This window comes from Vibrio inusitatus, assembly GCA_024346935.1.
GTDB classification, from domain to species: domain Bacteria; phylum Pseudomonadota; class Gammaproteobacteria; order Enterobacterales; family Vibrionaceae; genus Vibrio; species Vibrio inusitatus.
Window position 1 is genome coordinate 1,106,687 of sequence record AP024879.1, and the last position, 18,235, is coordinate 1,124,921.

Below are 18,235 nucleotides of genomic sequence, written 5' to 3' on the forward strand. Positions count from 1 at the left end.
ACCGTATAAATAGCAATCTATACCTTATCAGCCTTACCCGCAGGACCGGCTAATTTAGCCAATAACTTGTCTATGACAAAAGGCTTCTGCTCTTTGTCTTCTGCTGTTTCTTTTCGACGAACGGCATCTCGAACCATCATGGCTCCTAGCCAGCGTGCAGGCTCTGGAGGAAAGTACCCTCTGGGACCCCCCGTTAGCGCACAAACTGCATAGTTGTTATTTTCACCAAGCACCATCGAAGATAAAATTTTCCCACCAATACGTGTCTGAGCTACACCATTGCCTGAATAGCCTAAGCCATAAAACACATTGCTTTGTTGCTTGATGTTGCCAAAGAACGGAAAGCCGGTCGTAGAGCGGTCAGAGCCTCCGGTCCAATTTGCTGTAATCTGCTCTTGTCCGATGGTAGGGAAAAGGGTATCAAATGAATGTTTTAATAAGCCCAAGTACTTTGATTGTTGGTTAAACATTGGCTCGACTTGGTTATTAAAGGAAAACTGATTCCCTCCTTTGCCTAGCATCAAACGTCCATCAACCGTATCTCGATAGTAATGTACAAAAATACGCGAATCGACCACCGTTGCACCGTTGGCTAACTTAGCCTGTTTCAGCTTTTCTGGGCTTGGCTTAGTGATCACCATATCGGATGAAACCACCACAATACTGTTCTTAAACGTCTTAAACTGCTCTACCATCCAAGCATTGAGGGCTAATACGACCTTCTTTGCTATGACTACGCCTTGCTTAGTGACAACCTTTGCCGGTGCACCATATTCCAATTTAGTCATCTCGGTGTTTTCATAAATTTCGACACCAAGCTGCAGCGCGACTTTTCGCAACCCTCGGGCCAATAAAGCGGGTTGAACACTGCCCGCCGCTTCAGAAAAGTAGCCCTCTATGTGCTTATGAGAACCTGTATTCTCTTTTAACTCATCACTACTGGCTCTGCGCCAACTATTTACCCCAACAGCTTCCAATTTCTCTACTGTTGGACTCATCGAGCCTTTCTGTGCGGTGTTAGTGGCAGTGTAATAAGTGCCATGGCGACGAAGACCTGCATCAATATCGTGCTCTTTACAAAAGGCTTCAATCTCATAAATGACCTGCTCGGACTCTTGCACAAGAAACTTTGCTTGTTGCTCACCAAACAGTTTTACCATAGACGAGTATTTTGTTGCCCAAGTCAGCATGCAACCGCCATTCACACCGGATGCACCCGATCCGCAAAAGCGTTTTTCTAATACAACTACTTTGGTTTCTGGCGATTTTTGTTTGAGCATAATCGCGGTCCATAGACCCGTATAACCACCGCCAACAATACAGACATCAGCTTCGATATCATGTTGTAAAGGGCTAGGCTCTTCCCAATTTTCCTTTTGTTTGGCTTCTGCAATCCAATGACAAGGATGAGTTTTTTCACTCATGACACACCTGCTTTTGAGTTATTTTTGTACAATACGCCGAATTTTAGGCGTGAGAATTTAACCCAGAGCTTTTGTCTGGGTTGTGTAAAAAGTTAAATGATAAAAATGTGGTTATTCGAACCACGTCATCCTGACGAAAGTCAGGACCTTAGTGAGCACTTAGCTAGATTGGACAATGGCTAACTTCGGTTCTCTCTAAGATCCTGGATAACTGCTTTGCAGCTTCCAGGATGACGATGGAGGTAATGGAGTGCGAGTGGAGAGACAACGTTATCGATCCCTCTCCACTCGCATCAAACCTCGCCTGAACTACCGAGTTCACATCATTCGAATAAAACTTCATCCAAACCACCGTGTCTGCATCATTCGAACAAAACCTCACCTGTACCACTGCCTCATCCTGACGAAAGTCAGGATCTTAGTGAGCACTTAGTTAAATTAAGTAATGGCCAAGTTCAGCACTCTCTAAGATCCTGGATATCTGCTTTGCATCTTCCAGGATGACGATGTAGTCATGGCTAGCGAACTTCACCACCTAGCAACTAACTCACCGCTCCAACTTAGCAAACGACTCGATACAAATTGCATCATGACGCCAGCATTCGATATCACAGTCAACAAGGTTACCGTGTTGGTCGTAGTTCAAGCGCTCTACCATCATTGCGGGACTGCCTGACGTGGCGCGAAGCGCGGTTGCTGTTTGCCCTAGCAATGAGGTGGTGCTAACACGATAGCGGGTCTCTAAGTACTCAATGCCGAAGTGCTCTTTGTAAAGTTCGGTGAGTGATTGAGACAAATCATGATCAAGAAGATTTGGCACTATTTCAGGCCGAATATAGTTAATCACATACACCACAGGTCTATCTTCAAGGTAACGAACACGCTCTACCTGAATGACATCTGAAAACGGTGGCAAATCAAGCAACTCAGAAGCCTGCTTAGTCGCCATCACGTTCTTAGACAACGCCAGTTCTGTTCTTGGTATACGATTTTGCTGTAACGCCATGTTATTAAAGTTAAGAGTTCGGGTTGGGTCATAGCGCAATGGCGCAGGAGAAATAAACCAACCACGGCGATCTTCTCGATAAATCTTCCCTTCGGCTTCAAGCAATGACAGTGCTTCTCGTAAAGTGACTCGCGTGGTATCAAACGATTCAGCTAATTTGCGCTCAGAAGGCAGTTTTTGTCTTGCGCTCAGTAAGCCTGACTCAATTTGTTCAACGATAACGTCTTTAATTTTTACGTACTGCACGGAGTTTCCTTTTCGTTCGTTACAAGCTTATCGCTTACGCCAGGCTTGAGTTTTCTTTCCTAGCACTTTGTCTAGTACGACATGCACCAGTTTAGCGGTTGCTGCCGAAATCATGATCATCACGGCCATTGCTGCGGCTGCGCCTGTTTGCCCAGTATCATCCATATTCAACACCGAAACAGAAGCAGGAATAGTATTCGTAGAATACAAGAATACTACTGCAGAGGTCGTGGTTAAAGCATTGATAAATAGGTATGTTGCAATATCGAGGATAGCAGGTAGGCAGACAGGTAGCGTCACCTTAAAGAACAGCTTGTATTGGGGTAATTTCACCGATGCCGCTGTAGACTCTATTTCGGCAGGTATCTGCTTAAGTGAAGTAACAGCCGTCATGTGTCCAACAGTGTAGTAATGCACCACTGTATTCACCACCAAGAATGCCATAGTGCCATACATAACATTTAACGGGTTATTTGCATCATTGAAATAAAAGATATAACCCAAGCCAAGTACCATCCCCGGCACCGCCATTGGTACCACACTTAGCATCTGCATAGCTTGACGCAACGGAGCAAACGCTCGCCCCTTCTCAATACAGTACGCACCGATAAAGATAATCACTGTACCAATTAATGCGGTCCAACCGGCTAGGGTCAATGAGTTAAAGTAAGGGCTCCATCCGTAAGTACTTAGCTCACTAAAGTTATAGTTATTTAGGGTCAGCGCTTTATTCCAAGGCCAGAATGTGACAAATGAACCGTACACTGCCATGCCCAAAACACCCAACACTGCGATACAAATTACAATGCAGTAAACAAGGCAGGCATTATCACGAAGCTTGTTTGGTGTTGGTTCATACGCAACCGAGCGAGTATCGAATAGACTTTTTTGTTTCTTTTGTACCCAACGATCCACAGCAAATGCAAGCAGCGCAGGCAACAATAGTAAAATACTGGTCACCGCACCCATCGCAAAGTTCTGTTGTCCTACTACTTGCTTAAATATGTCGGTAGCCAAAACGTTGTAGCTACCGCCAATGACCTTAGGAACACCAAAGTCACATACCACTAAGGTAAAAACTACAATTAGGGTGCTGATAAGGCCGTACTTTGCAGCAGGGAGAGTCACCATGAAAAATGTCTTTAGTGGTGATGTTTTAAGAGCTCTCGCCGCTTCATAAAGCCTTGCATCAGAAGTGCGAAGTGAGGTAGTCAAAATCATCAACGCATGAGGGAAGGTCCAAAACACCAGTCCCATAGTGATACCAATCAAACCATAAACTGACTGACCTCCAAGCCAATCCTTAAGCACGCCTTGATTGCCAAACAAGAAGATCAAACTGATAGCGGGCAGTAGCGATGGCGCTAATATTGGGGCCATGCCCAACACCTGAAATAGCGTCTTAAATGGCATACATGATCGTGTCAACGCAAAGGCGTAACCAAACGCCAGCACACCCACAATCACCATGACCAAAAAACCAACGGTTAATGTGTTAGTCAGGGAATACCACAGACTTGGTGATGAGAAGTAAGTGATAAAGTTCTCAAGGCCTACAAACTCACCACTAGAGTTCTGTACACTCTTGGTCAGCATCGCCCACAGTGGCATCAAGATGAACACCAACATGAAGAGCGATAGGACACCCAAAATCCCCAACAACATAAGGTTGTCACGACTCAGTTTCTTGGTCCAAAACGTCCAAATATTGGCACTAGGCACCTTTGTCGGTACAGGATTATGATCCATTGCACTTGTACTCATGACTAGGCTGCCTCTTGCACGGTTTTGTTAGCGAGTGGGTAGGCATGCATATGCTTAGTGACAAACTCAAGATAGCGTATTTCATGAACCTTTAAATTCAGTTTTCTCGCTTCCCTAACTGGTACATCAACACCAATCAGTGGTAACTCAGGATGGCCATAGATACGGCAATCCACACGCATATAAGCTCCTTGGAATTCCAGCATTTCAATCATTACTGTGAGTGAGTTATGGTTGGATTCACTAAAAAACAGACTTTCTGGTCTTAAGGCCAATTCAAACTTGTCGCCCAGAGCTTCAGCAACCACTTTGTTTTGCATGAACTTGGCACACTCAACATCGATCAAATGATCATGCACCACCACTTGAGTGTCACTCACTTTTTTCGCTTCCAAAAAGTTCATGCTACCCACGAATTCAGCAACAAAGCGAGTGACTGGTTTCTCATAGATCTCTTGCGGTGTACCCACCTGTTCAATCACCCCGTGATTCATGACCACAATACGATCAGCCATAGAAAGGGCTTCTTCCTGATCGTGAGTCACCATAATGGTCGTGATACCCAACTTACGTTGCAAGAGACAGATTTCCTCACGAAGGTGAGTACGTACTTTCGCATCCAGCGCTGACAGCGGTTCATCTAATAGCAATAACCCCGGAGACAGAGCAAGTGCACGCGCTAAGGCAATACGCTGCTGCTGACCGCCAGATAACTGACTAGGGTATTTGTTACCTGAAGTGGGCAGGCCAATGGTGTCTAACCATTGATTCACCGTTTCTTCAGCCTCAGATTTACTAGAACCTTGATTGCGCAGACCGATCGCAATGTTGTCTGAAACGGTCAGATTGGGGAACAGTGCATAGGACTGGAACACGATCCCAAAGTCACGCTTTTCAGGTGGCAAGAATGTAATATCTTGATCTGCTTGTTCAATCTGACCGTAAGTTGGCAAGTCTAAACCTGCGATTGCGCGCAGTAAGGTTGTTTTTCCACAGCCAGAAGGACCAAGGAAGCAAACAAACTCACCCTTGTTAATGCTCAATGAAATGTCTTTAAGTGCAGTGAATTGACCGAATTGCTTCACTACATTATTAATCTGTAAATAGGTTTGATTGGTATCCATAACACCCTCCAAATGGTATATACCAACTTTAGATTTATTGCATGACAGCCAGATTACACTTAGGTAGACAAATTATGACAATTTCGATAGTCCGGTATGAACGGAAAATAGGGTGCTGGATGTTTGGTTCTAGGTCGACATTGTAAAAACATAGGCTAATCAAACCGTCGCCCCCGAGTGCTCCTATCGGGGACCTTTTCAATCGAACTGCATAAACACAGATGCCCGATAGAAGCACTCGGGCATGACCAGGGACCTTAAGCTCGGCCGCACTCATGGGATGCACTGATAGTTGATGGCTCGATTTTCATAAACGAATTTGGTTAGCTCTGGGCACAGGGCCATAGGTAGACATTGAAAAAATACACCAAACAAGCTGTCGTCCCCGAGTGCTCCTATCGGGGACCTCTTCAATCGAACTGCATAAACACAGATGCCCGATAAAAGCACTCGTGCATGACCAAGGCTCTTAAGCTCAGCTGTACTCAAGGGACACATTGCCAGCGGCTAGCGGCTAGCGGCTAGCGGCTAGATTCTCAAATATATGCACGTAATGCATAGATTAATCCACTTTTTATCATTTGCTTCATGCGTGCTCTATCCTTAGTATTCGCGCCTTCAATTTCGAACAACCTTTACCTATGTTCTCACAATCTTTGACCGCACAATTAATACGCTGGGCTCTTGCGCTTAGCGTCAGTTTGCTAGCGGTACATAACTGCCAACCCATGCTAGATGTGCTCGCAGAGCAAGCTATGGCTGCAGGTTGCCACCAGCATGATTCTATAGAAAGTCACATGCACGCTGAACATCATCAACACCATCACTAGGAGCCACACATGAGCATTTTTCGTTTCCCACCTATCGTGTGGATAGGGATTGGTATATTGATCATCAGTCTCGGTATCAGACAGTCGTTTGGTATCTTCATGATGCCAATCTCAGACTATTTTGATACCGGCCGTGAATTTTTCAGCCTAGCTATCGCACTGCAAAATCTGCTTTTTGGAATGTTCCAACCTTTTGTTGGTATGGCCGCTGATAAATGGGGGGCTAAACGCATTATTGTCATGGGTGCTTTGGCCTACGGCTTAGGCCTATTTTTGACCTCAATTACGACGTCTACAGCCGTGGTGTACTTATCATTAGGTGCATTAGTTGGGCTTGGGTTGAGTGCGACTAGCTATGTGATCATTTTGGGAGTAGTCGCGAAAGTGGTTCCTGCACAACATGCCGCGAAAGCATTTGGTTTGACTACCGCTGCAGGGTCTTTTGGTATGTTTGCCATGATTCCAGGTGCACAGGCTATGCTTGCTAACTTCGGTTGGCAGGGTGCAATGCAGGGGTTTGCCATGCTATGTACTTTAATTATTGCCTTTGTTGTCTTTATGAAAAGCAACAAGAAAGCTAAAGTCACCAACGCTCAAGAACCGAAACATCATGATGACATCACTCTAAAAGAGGCGCTAAAAGAGGCATTCTCACACAAGGGATATTGGCTAATTCACCTAGGTTTCTTTGTGTGTGGTTTTCACGTGATGTTTATCGCGACTCACTTGCCAAGCTACCTAGCAGATAAAAACCTGCCGGCAACTAGCGCGGCTATGGCTCTCGCTTATGTTGGTATATTCAACATCTTTGGCTCATATTTTTGGGGCATGATGGCGGATAAATTCGATAAACGACACATTAGCTTCGTTCTATATCTGCTTCGCGCAGCCATCATTGCTGCGTTTGTGACACTGCCCATTACCGAGTTCAGCGCGACGATATTTGGAGGTGCGATTGGCTTCGTTTGGCTAGGAACCGTGCCTTTAACTTCAGGTTTAGTACGTCAGATTTTCGGTCCGCAGTACATGTCGACACTTTATGGGTTAGTATTCTTTAGTCATCAAATCGGCAGTTTCTTGGGTGCTTGGGTTGGCGGTAGCATTTATGATCACTACGGTTCATACGAACCCATCTGGTGGTCTACCGTTGCCTTGGCTCTGCTAGCTGCAATTGTACACTTACCGATCAATGCAACGCCTATTGATCGCAGGGTTACGGTGGAGAATTGAGATAGGTTAAACATGTGCACTGCGTCATCTTGGAAATTGCAAAGCAACTATCCAGGGCCTTAGAGAGTGAAAGTTCAAACTCTATGCGCCCTAAGAACCTGATTTTCATCAGGATGACGGGGTGGTAAATACAAAGTTCATAACCACGTCATCCTGGAAGTTGCAAAGCAACTATCCAGGACCTTAGTGAGTACAAATTCAAACCATGTGCATCCTAAGAACCTGATTTTCATCAGGATGACGGGGTGGTAAATACAAAGTTCATAACCACGTCATCCTGGAAGTTGCAAAGAAACTATCTAGGACCTTAGTGAGTGCAAATTCAATCTATGTGCACCCTAAGGTCCTGATTTTCATCAGGATGACGAGGTGGTAAATACAAAGTTCATCGCCACGTCATCCTGGAAGTTGCAAAGCAACTATCCAGGATCTTAGTGAGTGCAAATTCAAACTCTGTGCACCCTAAGATCCTGATTTTCATCAGGATGACGGGGTGGCAAATACAAGGTTCACCCCGACGTCACCGAAAAGCACGAATTACTTCGCTTCCGACTTGCCGTCAAATTTATCAGACCATGTTCTTAGTACGTCTGAGCGCTCGTTGCCCATGCGTGCGAAGTCCATTTTAGCCATTTTCTGTTGTACGTTAGGGAAGTTAGCGATGGTTGCTTCTACGTCTTTGTGCCCTACAACTGGGTACATTTCAATGTAAAGCTCATTGGCTTCTTTTGAGATAGACCAATCCACGACACGCTTAGCAGCGTCAGATGGATTCACTATGCCTACTGCCTCTGATTCCCAGCCAATACCTGCAGGAGTAATTACATCTAACGGCGCTCCTTGTGTTTTCAGCTTTGCGCCGCGACTTGCCATAGAAATACCGATAGCAACTTCACCCATTCCTGCTTCTACACATGGTTTAGAACCAGAATGCGTGTAATGAGCAATATTCTGGTGAAGGTCTTTCATGTATGCCCAACCTTTATCTTCACCCATGTTTTGTAGCCATGCCGATACCTGCATGTAACCCGTGCCTGATGACGCAGGGTTTGGCATTGCGATTTGGCCTTTGTAAACAGGGTTGGTTAGATCTTCCCAAGACGTTGGTTTTGGCAGGTCAAGTTGCTTAGCTACTGCTTCGTTGAAGCACACAGCATTAAAGAATGCATCATTACCGTACCATGCTTGCTCACTTTGAGGGTCATTCAACTCAACACGTAACTTGTCTAGTCCGTTTGGCGTATATGGTTTAAGAATGCCTTCTTCTTTCAATAGAGCCATTGAAGAACCAGCAAGTCCCCACACTACTTCCGCTTGTGGATTATTCTTCTCAGCCAATAACTTGGCAGTCATGATGCCCGTTGAATCACGAACCCATTTAATTTGGATATCTGGGTTAGTTTTCTCAAACGCATTTTTGTATTTAGCAAGAATGTCAGCTTCAAATGCGGTGTAAACCGTCACTTCCGTTGCTGCAAATGCATTGGTTGCCAGTGTCGCTACTAGTGCTGCTAGAGAGCCCTTAATAAAACGGTTTTTCATCTACTTATTCCTTAAATATTGATGGTCTGTACCAGATAACGGAAGCTAGGTTAGAGCGCTTTGATTACGGTTAAATGAACAAAAAATGGCATTTATAAGACGGAATAGAACAATGATTGTCATTTTGAGTCGTTAGATGAAGGTTTTATGAAACCTGCTTATTGCCTATTTACCCATCGATAGTGGTCTTGTTATGGTGCACACATAAATTGGTATAGTCCAAAAGAGATGAGAACATGCAAAATGAATATCTATTGCTGACACCTGGCCCTCTATCAACTTCTGAAACCGTTCGTGAGGCAATGCTTAAAGACTGGTGTACTTGGGATGACGAGTACAATAAAGAGATCGTTGAGGTCATTCGCCGAAAGTTGGTCACACTAGCAACAAAGAGTGCCGGTTATACCAGCGTATTAATGCAAGGCAGTGGTACAGCCTCTGTTGAAGCAACTATCGGCTCCGCTATCCCTAATGATGGCAAGCTATTAGTGGTAGACAATGGCGCTTATGGCGCGCGAATGGCAGAAATTGCCGACTACCTTAATATTGCCTGTGAAGTATTAGCGCCAGGAGAGACTAGCCAACCCTCAGTTCAAGCGGTTGAGGAGCAGCTTCAACGCGATAGCGACATCACCCACCTTGCGGTTGTTCATTGTGAAACCACAACAGGAATATTGAACCCAATCAATGAGTTAATCACTATTGCTAAGCGCTATAACAAAGTAGTCATTCTTGATGCTATGTCTAGTTTCGGTGGAATCACGATGGATATTGGCGAGATGGGAGTCGACTTTATGATCAGCTCAGCCAATAAGTGTATTCAAGGCGTGCCCGGATTTGGTTTCGTTATTGCAAAGCAAAGTGAACTGGAGAAATGTAGCGGACAGGCACGCTCGTTAAGCTTAGATCTTTATGCCCAATGGAAGTGCATGCAAGACAATCACGGTAAATGGCGATTCACTTCACCGACTCACACCGTGCGTGCCTTTTATCAAGCATTACTTGAGCTTGAATCCGAAGGAGGCATTGAGGCTCGTGAAGCTCGCTATACAGAAAACCAGCGAACATTAGTACAAGGTATGCGCTCTCTTGGCTTTACTCCCTTGTTAAATGAGGAACTTCATTCACCCATCATTACCTCATTCTACTCACCCACGCATAGTGACTACCAGTTCAAAGAGTTCTATAACCAATTAAAAAATCTTGGCTTTGTTATCTACCCAGGCAAAGTCTCTAATGCCGATTGCTTTCGTATTGGAAATATAGGTGAAGTCTATCCGTCAGACATCAAACGCTTAATCGGCGCTGTTAAGAAAAGCATGTACTGGGAGATAGTGAAATGACTGATACAGCCACCATGAAACCTACACACTTTCGAAGTGAAGGGGATGTTAACACTACCCCTGCACGTATTTTGTGGAATGAATCTTTACAGCATGATCCCACTCAGGCCCTTCTAAAACGAGATTCTGAGGTATTTCTACATCAAGCGATGTCGACACCCTGCCTTGATTCATTAGAAAGTGCTGATGGCATCTATCTAGAAGACACGCATGGCAAAAGGTATATGGATTTTCACGGTAATAACGTCCACCAGCTTGGCCATGGTCACCCAGCCGTACTTAACGCCATCAGCGAACAATTGACAAAATTGCCTTTCTCTCCACGTCGCTTTACCAACGAAACCGCCATCACCTGCGCCGAAAAACTGGCACAGATTTGTGGTGGCGAGCTAAATCGAGTTCTGTTCGCACCCGGCGGCACTTCTGTTGTGGGTATGGCGCTAAAGTTGGCTCGTCACATTACTAGCAATTTCAAAGTGGTATCGCTGTGGGACTCTTTTCATGGCGCCTCTTTAGACGCTATATCTGTGGGCGGAGAAGCTTGCTTTAGGGAAGGTATGGGCCCGTTGATGTCAGGCGTAGAGCGTATCCCACCTGCGGTATCCTATCGAGGAGCCTTGCCATCTCAAGATGGTAGCGATGTACATTATGCGGACTATTTAGAATACGTTATTGAAAAAGAAGGTGGCATTGGCGCTTTCATTGCAGAGGCGGTGCGTAACACAGATGTACAAGTGCCGAGTAAAGCCTATTGGAAGCGGGTGAGAGAAATATGCGACAAGCACAATGTCATGCTCATCATCGACGATATTCCTAATGGAATGGGACGCAGCGGCGAATGGTTTACCCACCAAGCCTACGATATTGAACCGGATATTCTGTGTATTGGCAAAGGCCTTGGTGGCGGTGTAGTGCCAATTGCAGCCATGGTAACAAAAGACAAATACAACACGGCGGCGCAAGTGTCCCTTGGGCACTATACACATGAAAAAAGTCCTATCGGTTGCGCTGCAGCTCTTGCCACCATGCAAACCATTGAACAAGACAAACTATTGGAAAAAGTACGTCTCGATAGCTTGTATGTTAAAGCCGAACTTGAACGCATGAAAGCGCACTATCCAATAATTGGAGATGTTCGAGGTATTGGACTTCTTTGGGGGGTAGAGCTAGTCACAAATCATGTCACTAAAGAGCGGGCATTCGACGAAGCCGAAGCCGTTTTATATCAATGTTTGAATGATGGACTGAGCTTTAAGGTCTCTCAAGGCAACGTAATCCAGCTGAGCCCGCCGCTGATTATTTCTCGTCAAGAACTCTCGAATGCACTTCAAATATTTGAAAGTGCGATTGCTAAAGTATGTAAGGATTTTAACTATGTCTAACTCATCTATTTCACCAGTCCAAGCCGTTATCTTCGATTGGGCTGGCACCATTGTAGATTTTGGTTCATTCGCACCAACCAGCATCTTTGTTGAAGCATTCAAGAAAGAATATGACTTCGACCTAACCTTAGGAGAAGCCCGTGAGCCGATGGGGCTTGGAAAGTGGGATCATATTCAAGCAGTAGGTCGCCTTCCATCAGTAAACACTCGTTGGATCGAGCGATTTGGACAGCCTATGGGCACACAAGATATCGATAAGATCTATCAAACCTTCATGCCATTACAGAAGGCAAAAGTAGCAGACCACGCAGCGCCGATCCCTCATGCACTTGATGTTGTTCAAGCGCTTAAGGACAAGAAAATTAAGATTGGCTCATGTTCAGGCTATCCACGACAAGTCATGGATATACTGGTTACTGCAGCTTCAGATTACGGCTATCAGCCTGATTGCGTTGTGGCAACTGATGATCTTGCGCAAGGTGGTCGTCCGGCACCATTTATGGCACTGAAAAACGTCATTGAACTGGGCGTTAGCGACGTTCGCACTTGTATCAAAGTTGATGACGCCGCACCGGGCATTGATGAAGGCCACAATGCAGGTATGTGGACTGTTGGCTTGTTACTGTCGGGTAATGAAGCAGGCTTAACACTTCAACAATACCTAGATGCAGATGAAGCAACACTGCAAGCAGGTCGTGACAAAGCCCGCGCTAAGCTAGGAAAAAGTAAGCCCCACTACTTAATTGATACGATTGCTGATTTCCCTGAGGTTGTCGCCGATATTGAGCGTAGATTGTTGGCAGGCGAAAGACCATAGGTATAGGGGCTATTACGCACCTTCATTTCCGAGCGTTCTTATCGGGAATCTATTTATATTCTCCAGATGAAAAGGTCCCCGATAAAACACTTCGGGGACGACGAGCGCAAGAAACAACACATCGGCACAAGTCATTCCCGAACGCTTCTATCGGGAATCTGTATTCTGCAAATCCAAGGAGGTCCCCGATAAACACTTCAGAGACGACGAACGTAGCAGACAATACATCGGCACGAGTCATTCCCGAGCGCTTCTATTGGGGATCTGTTTTCTGAAAATCCAAGAAGGTCCCCGATAAAACACTTCGGGGACGACGAGCGTAGGAAACAATACATCGGCATGAGTCATTCCCGAGCGCTTCTATCGGGAATCTGTGTTCTGCAAGTCCAAGGAGGTCCCCGATAAAACACTTCGGGGACGACGAGCGCAGGAAACAACACATCGGCACGAGTCATTCCCGAGCGCTTCTATCGGGAATCTGTGTTCTGCAAGTCCAAGGAGGTCTCCGATAAAACACTTCGGGGACGACGAGCGTAGGAAACAATACATCGGCACGAGTCATTCCCGAGCGCTTCTATCGGGAATCTATTTTCTGAAAATTCAAGAAGGTCCCCGATAAAACACTTCGGGAACGACGAGCACAAGAAACAACACATCAGCACGACGTAAACACTGGCACTTTACGATATGTTTAATTTCCACTAACATGGAAATATTAACTGGAGATCCCAATGCAATTAGAACACGTCGCAAAAGCCCTGAAAGAACTCGGTCACCCTACTCGTCTCTCAATTTATAAACAGGTAGTGCGTGCCGGTCATAAAGGGATTCCTGTCGGTGATATTCAGCAGGTGTTGAACATCCCAGGTTCTACTTTGTCACATCATATCTCTAGCCTTTCTTCGGCAAACCTCATCACCCAGCGCCGTGAAGGGCGCACTCTTTACTGCCTAGCTCAGTACGAAAATCTTAATAGTGTTATCGATTTCCTACAAAACGAATGTTGCATCGACGAATGTGAGTAAACTTTAACCTGAATACTTTCAATTAGTTATTGTTTTTCACTCTTTTATTTCTATATTTATCGAAATAAAAGCTTGACTCATTTCGTTACATTTCTATAATTCCAATATATTCGAAATATAGAGTTTACCATTATGAACAACGAAATAATGACTATGGCGCAAGAAGCCGGTCACATGTTTTTATTCTTAGCGGCAGAATTAACTGTGCTATTTCTTGCCATCAGCTACTTAGTTGGCGTATTGCAAGAATTTATTACACCGGAGAAGATCCAATCGATCCTGAGCTCGAAAAACGGCAAAGGGTATTTTGTTGCTGCCCTTCTTGGCTCAATTACTCCTTTCTGCTCATGTTCAACTATCCCATTTTTGAAAGGTTTGTTGCGCGCTAGAGCTGGCTTTGGACCTATGATGGTGTTCTTGTTTGCAAGTCCGCTACTTAACCCAGTGATCATTGGATTATTTGTAGTGACATTTGGCTGGCAGGTTGCACTATTCTATTTTGCAATCGCAATGACAGTATCTGTTGTAGCGGGTTATGTACTTGAAAAGTTGGGTTTTGAAAGATACGTTCGCGAAGAAGCGTATCAAACTGATACTTCAACAAGCTCTTGCGGCACTAGCTGTGATGACACGCCAAAAGCTTCAACTTGTGGTGAATCAAAGCCAGCAACTAGCTGCTGTGAACCAAAGCCAGTAACAAGCTGTTGCGATTCATCTGAAGAGAAAGTTGAAGTGAAAACTAACTGTGATGGCACGTTAGCAGTAGAAAAAGTAGAGCCAAGCCGTTGGGTTCGTATTTGGAATTCGACTTGGAAAGATTTTAAGCAAGTACTGCCTTACCTAATGTTAGGTATCTTTATTGGCTCATTTATCTACGGGTTTATTCCAACAGATTTAATCGCTAAATATGCCGGTGAAAACGTATGGTACGCCATTCCAGTAGCTGCAGTTATCGGTATCCCACTTTACATACGTGCGGAAGCGGTAATCCCTCTTAGCGCCGCGCTGGTTAAGAAAGGCATGGCACTAGGTTCGGTAATGGCGTTGATCATCGGCTCTGCAGGCGCAAGTTTGACTGAAGTGATCTTGCTTAAGTCTATCTTCAAGAACCAAATGATTGCGGCATTCTTGACGGTAATCCTAGGCATGGCAATGGGCGCAGGTGTTTTGTATAGCTACCTATTTTAAGCCGGATACGCGTTATCCAATCCACCGCGTCATCCTGATGAAAATCAGGACCTTAGGATGCGCTTAATTTAGATAATCACCCACCAAGATCCTGGATAGTTGCTGTGCAACTTCCAGGATGACATTTTAACTTTCGAGTTACTTACGACGAGCCTTCTTAGCCGCCTTGCTCTTCTTTCTATCTTTAGCCTTTTTAACACCCGCCTTACGACCAACATTACCTTCAACGCCAAAGCCCCCTTTTTTAAGTAGCGCTTTTCCTTCTGTAGAGTTCATATAGGTTCGTGCTTGAGCATCACCTTCATTGGCTGCCTCTTGCAACATCTGACGCAGCGGCATCGGCGTTTTCACTGAACGCATTTCTTTAAACAGATCAATCGAGCGTAATGCAACCACTGACTTGATATGTGCAACCTTTGTTGAGTCATCCGTTTGCGCCACTGCTCGGTCAAAAATCTTAATTAAAAACTCTTGATGCCCTTCAGCCTGTCCGATCACATCAATCAGTTGAGCTTCCACTTCCAAAGCAATTGGTAAATCCTTATAAGACTCAACCATCAAATCGGCGCTCTCTTGAACGGACACCCTTTTACATACGGCTTTATTATCTGAAATAAACGCCGCATAACCTTTGAAAAAATTCAACGCTGGAGCTTTCTTTGCTTCTGCCTCTATCAAACCGGAGCGCAGTGAACGTAGTGCGACTTCATCTTGTGAATCTGCTTCATAGCGTTTAATTTTCTCAAACAAATCTAGGGTTAGAGAGGCTTTATGCTTAGCCTTTAGACCTTGCTGAATAAACTCTAAATACGTTTCATTATCTAGCTTGTAGGCTACTGAAAGCATAATCGATAAAGCTTCGTGATTGCCCTTCATCGCAGCTTCCGATAGATAATCGAATCCTAATCTCGATTCTTCAATATTAGTGAGATATAGACCAAATCCGAGAAATGCCTCTCCTTCTTTGTCGTATTGAAGCGCTTTTTTGTAGAGATCTTTGATCTGTTGTGAGGTCTTATCCACTAGATGCTTTTGGGCATAAGCGTTAGCAAGTAGTAACCACGTACTTGTACATCCCTGAAGAATCGCTTTATCTGACCAATACTTCACATCGAGTTGCCAGTTAGCGCGCTGTTGTTTACTAGCAAACTCCTTGGAGGAAAGCTTATCTAAAAAATGCTTGGCTATGCTGTAGCTTGATTGGTAACTACCACTTAAAGCAAAAGCAACTGAATCCGCTAGCTCGAGGGAATGATTCTCTTGCCATTCTGGCATCTGATTGTGATCAATGTTCAAAACCTTACCCGCCACATACTTGGCTATTTCATGCATCCCTTGCATAAGCTCGCACATACGTGAATGTGACAAGGTAATTTGCGCCACAAAGTGACCATGACTTTCGCTGATGTGGACTGATTGATTACCTAAATGACGCAGAGTGTTCATACTTTCAATCACCCAATCATCAACTTTTCCAGAAGCCTCAAGCTGCTTAATTTTATTAATTAAATCACCTGAAACTGGTGGTTTAAGACCATAAAATCGCCCTAGTTCATGGCATGCGAGCTCAACAAATAAGCGCATTTTTACCAAACTGGATTGAGAGTCAGAAGTGGCATACTTTTCAGCTTGTATCGCTTGGATATATAACTCATTTAGTTCGATCTGCAAAAAAGTGTAGTTATCGACTGACTGGGTCGTGAATAGTGAAACGTGTTGAGTTTGGGACATTATTTAAGCCTTTTATTTAATTATTTGCGGTAATAATAACCAGATAGGCGACAAATAATGTCTCGTAACACAGATGTGTATTTTATAAGCAGATCAATATTGGGTTTTACCTAAGGTCTTGAATCATGTTCGGGATTACGGTTGTCATAACGCATTGTGCCTGTAGGATAGTAAGCTGTTAAATTTCTTCACCCAAGGATGATTGTGAGCTGGATTCTCTTCACTTTTTTGGCGGCCTTTAGTCAAGCATGGCGCAATGCATTTCAGAGTCAATTGAGTAAGACTCTCAATGTAGCTGGGGTAACACTGGCACGTTTTCTTTGGGCAAGTCCGCTAGCCCTCATTTATCTTGTAGCGCTTTATCAATGGCAACCCACCGATTTACCCACGTTCACTGGTCACTCTTGGTTTTTCTTGATTGGCGCCGCCATCATGCAGATAGTTGCAACTGCGCTTATGGTAGTCCTATTTAAGCAGAAGAATTTTGCTATTGGTGCTGGGTTAGCTAAGTCTGAAGCCCCTGTTTCCGCCTTTCTAGGGGTGCTGTTCTTCGGCACAAGCTTGACGTTTCTTGGTTGGATAGGGGTATTAGTCGGCGGTATCGCTGTATTGATACTCAGTTGCCCGCAAGGCTTTCGAAGCATATCTATCAATACCGCGGCATTAGGATTGGCCTGCAGCAGTGCCTTTGCTCTTACCTCTCTTTGGGTACGAGAAGCTAGCCTCAGCTTATCATTGCCGTTTCCCCACCGCGCTGCTTGGGTATTATTTATCGTTATCTTGCTACAAACCATACTGCTGACAAGTTACCTATTGCTGAAAGATAGAGAAACCCTAAAGCAAATGCTTGCCAAGCCAAAACTCGTAGTCATGACCAGTGTCGCTAGTTTTGTTGGCTCTTTCGGCTGGTTTAGTGCCATGTCACTGCAAGCCGTGCCTTATGTAAAGACACTGGGACAAGTGGAGATCTTTTTTACTATGTTGGTTTCATTCTTCTACTTGAAAGAAAGTATCCCAAGAAAGGACATTGTTGCGCTATTACTGGTTGCGGTAGCTGCTGGGTTGGTGATGTGGCAGTAGATTGGACCAGATGTTTATAAAGGCAACCGTCTTCCCTGAAATGTTTAATCAGAGTCCTTTTTATTACATCGTTCATAACTAGATTCCCGATAGGAGCGATCGGGAATGACCCGCCCTTTAAAGTCAGTGGGCTAAAAATCTCCACGCCATTTCTGGAGTAAATGGTCATACAGCCAAAGGGGATATTGAGTCCAAGCTATGGAAATACATCCGTCGTCCCCGAAGTGTTTTATCGGGGACCTTTGAACTGCATTGTTAACAAGTAGATTCCCGATAGAAGCGCTCGGGAATGACCCACCCTTTATAGTCAATGGACTAAAAATCTCCACGCCATTTCTGGAGTAAATGGTCATACAGCTAAAGGGGAGATTGAATCCAAAATATGGAAATACATCCCTCGCCCTTGAAGTGTTTTATCGGGGATCTTTGAACTGTATTGTTAACAAGTAGATTCCCGATAGGAGCTCTCGGGAATGACTCACCCTTTGAAGTCAGTGCGCTAA

General features: G+C 44.7%; 14 protein-coding genes. 8 read left to right on the forward strand and 6 right to left on the reverse strand.

Going from position 1 to position 18,235, the window contains the following annotated elements:
* Window positions 1–17: 17 nt before the first annotated feature.
* The 4 genes from OCU48_RS17830 to OCU48_RS17845 form a co-directional block, all read right to left on the reverse strand.
* The gene (locus OCU48_RS17830; protein WP_141347333.1) at window positions 18–1,424 is read right to left on the reverse strand and encodes an FAD-dependent oxidoreductase; all 1,407 of its coding nucleotides are present in this window, start codon (window positions 1,422–1,424) and stop codon (window positions 18–20) included.
* Window positions 1,425–1,971: 547 nt separating this feature from the next.
* Window positions 1,972–2,676: a phosphonate utilization transcriptional regulator PhnR gene (gene phnR, locus OCU48_RS17835; protein ID WP_141347334.1), complete on the reverse strand. Its 705-nt coding sequence runs from the start codon at window positions 2,674–2,676 to the stop codon at window positions 1,972–1,974.
* A gap of 27 nt (window positions 2,677–2,703) precedes the next feature.
* Window positions 2,704–4,440 (reverse strand): putative 2-aminoethylphosphonate ABC transporter permease subunit, encoded by a 1,737-nt coding sequence (locus OCU48_RS17840; protein ID WP_141347335.1) that lies wholly within the window; start codon window positions 4,438–4,440, stop codon window positions 2,704–2,706.
* A 2-nt stretch (window positions 4,441–4,442) separates the two neighbouring features.
* Entirely contained in the window at window positions 4,443–5,564 is a 1,122-nt protein-coding gene (locus OCU48_RS17845; RefSeq protein ID WP_141347336.1) for a putative 2-aminoethylphosphonate ABC transporter ATP-binding protein, read from the reverse strand.
* Window positions 5,565–6,205: 641 nt separating this feature from the next.
* Between OCU48_RS17845 and OCU48_RS17850 the strand changes: the two genes are divergently transcribed.
* Entirely contained in the window at window positions 6,206–6,394 is a 189-nt protein-coding gene (locus tag OCU48_RS17850) for a hypothetical protein (protein WP_141347337.1), read from the forward strand.
* 9 nt (window positions 6,395–6,403) lie between these two features.
* Window positions 6,404–7,624, forward strand: a complete 1,221-nt coding sequence (locus OCU48_RS17855; RefSeq protein ID WP_141347338.1) for an MFS transporter — start codon at window positions 6,404–6,406, stop codon at window positions 7,622–7,624.
* Between the two features lie 537 nt (window positions 7,625–8,161).
* Here OCU48_RS17855 and OCU48_RS17860 read toward each other — a convergent pair.
* Window positions 8,162–9,166: a putative 2-aminoethylphosphonate ABC transporter substrate-binding protein gene (locus OCU48_RS17860; RefSeq protein WP_141347339.1), complete on the reverse strand. Its 1,005-nt coding sequence runs from the start codon at window positions 9,164–9,166 to the stop codon at window positions 8,162–8,164.
* Window positions 9,167–9,402: 236 nt separating this feature from the next.
* Between OCU48_RS17860 and phnW the strand changes: the two genes are divergently transcribed.
* The 5 genes from phnW to OCU48_RS17885 all read left to right on the forward strand — a co-directional run bounded on the left by phnW (window position 9,403) and on the right by OCU48_RS17885 (window position 14,921).
* Window positions 9,403–10,509, forward strand: a complete 1,107-nt coding sequence (phnW, locus tag OCU48_RS17865) for a 2-aminoethylphosphonate--pyruvate transaminase (protein WP_141347340.1) — start codon at window positions 9,403–9,405, stop codon at window positions 10,507–10,509.
* On the forward strand, window positions 10,506–11,891 hold the full coding sequence (locus tag OCU48_RS17870; protein ID WP_167496243.1) for an aspartate aminotransferase family protein: 1,386 nt from the start codon (window positions 10,506–10,508) through the stop codon (window positions 11,889–11,891). The genes phnW and OCU48_RS17870 overlap by 4 nt, the downstream gene beginning before the upstream one ends.
* The gene (gene phnX / locus OCU48_RS17875; RefSeq protein ID WP_141347341.1) at window positions 11,884–12,708 is read left to right on the forward strand and encodes a phosphonoacetaldehyde hydrolase; all 825 of its coding nucleotides are present in this window, start codon (window positions 11,884–11,886) and stop codon (window positions 12,706–12,708) included. Before OCU48_RS17870 ends, phnX begins: the two co-directional genes overlap by 8 nt.
* Window positions 12,709–13,439: 731 nt before the next feature.
* A complete protein-coding gene (locus OCU48_RS17880; RefSeq protein ID WP_141346375.1) occupies window positions 13,440–13,733 on the forward strand; it encodes an ArsR/SmtB family transcription factor in 294 nt (97 codons plus the stop codon).
* A 132-nt stretch (window positions 13,734–13,865) separates the two neighbouring features.
* A complete protein-coding gene (locus tag OCU48_RS17885) occupies window positions 13,866–14,921 on the forward strand; it encodes a permease (RefSeq protein WP_141346374.1) in 1,056 nt (351 codons plus the stop codon).
* A 138-nt stretch (window positions 14,922–15,059) separates the two neighbouring features.
* On the opposite strand, the gene OCU48_RS17890 is transcribed toward OCU48_RS17885, so the two are convergent.
* Window positions 15,060–16,652: a DUF4145 domain-containing protein gene (locus OCU48_RS17890; RefSeq protein ID WP_141346373.1), complete on the reverse strand. Its 1,593-nt coding sequence runs from the start codon at window positions 16,650–16,652 to the stop codon at window positions 15,060–15,062.
* Between the two features lie 198 nt (window positions 16,653–16,850).
* Between OCU48_RS17890 and OCU48_RS17895 the strand changes: the two genes are divergently transcribed.
* Window positions 16,851–17,732: a DMT family transporter gene (locus OCU48_RS17895; RefSeq protein ID WP_167496209.1), complete on the forward strand. Its 882-nt coding sequence runs from the start codon at window positions 16,851–16,853 to the stop codon at window positions 17,730–17,732.
* The last annotated feature ends 503 nt before the right edge of the window (window positions 17,733–18,235 follow it).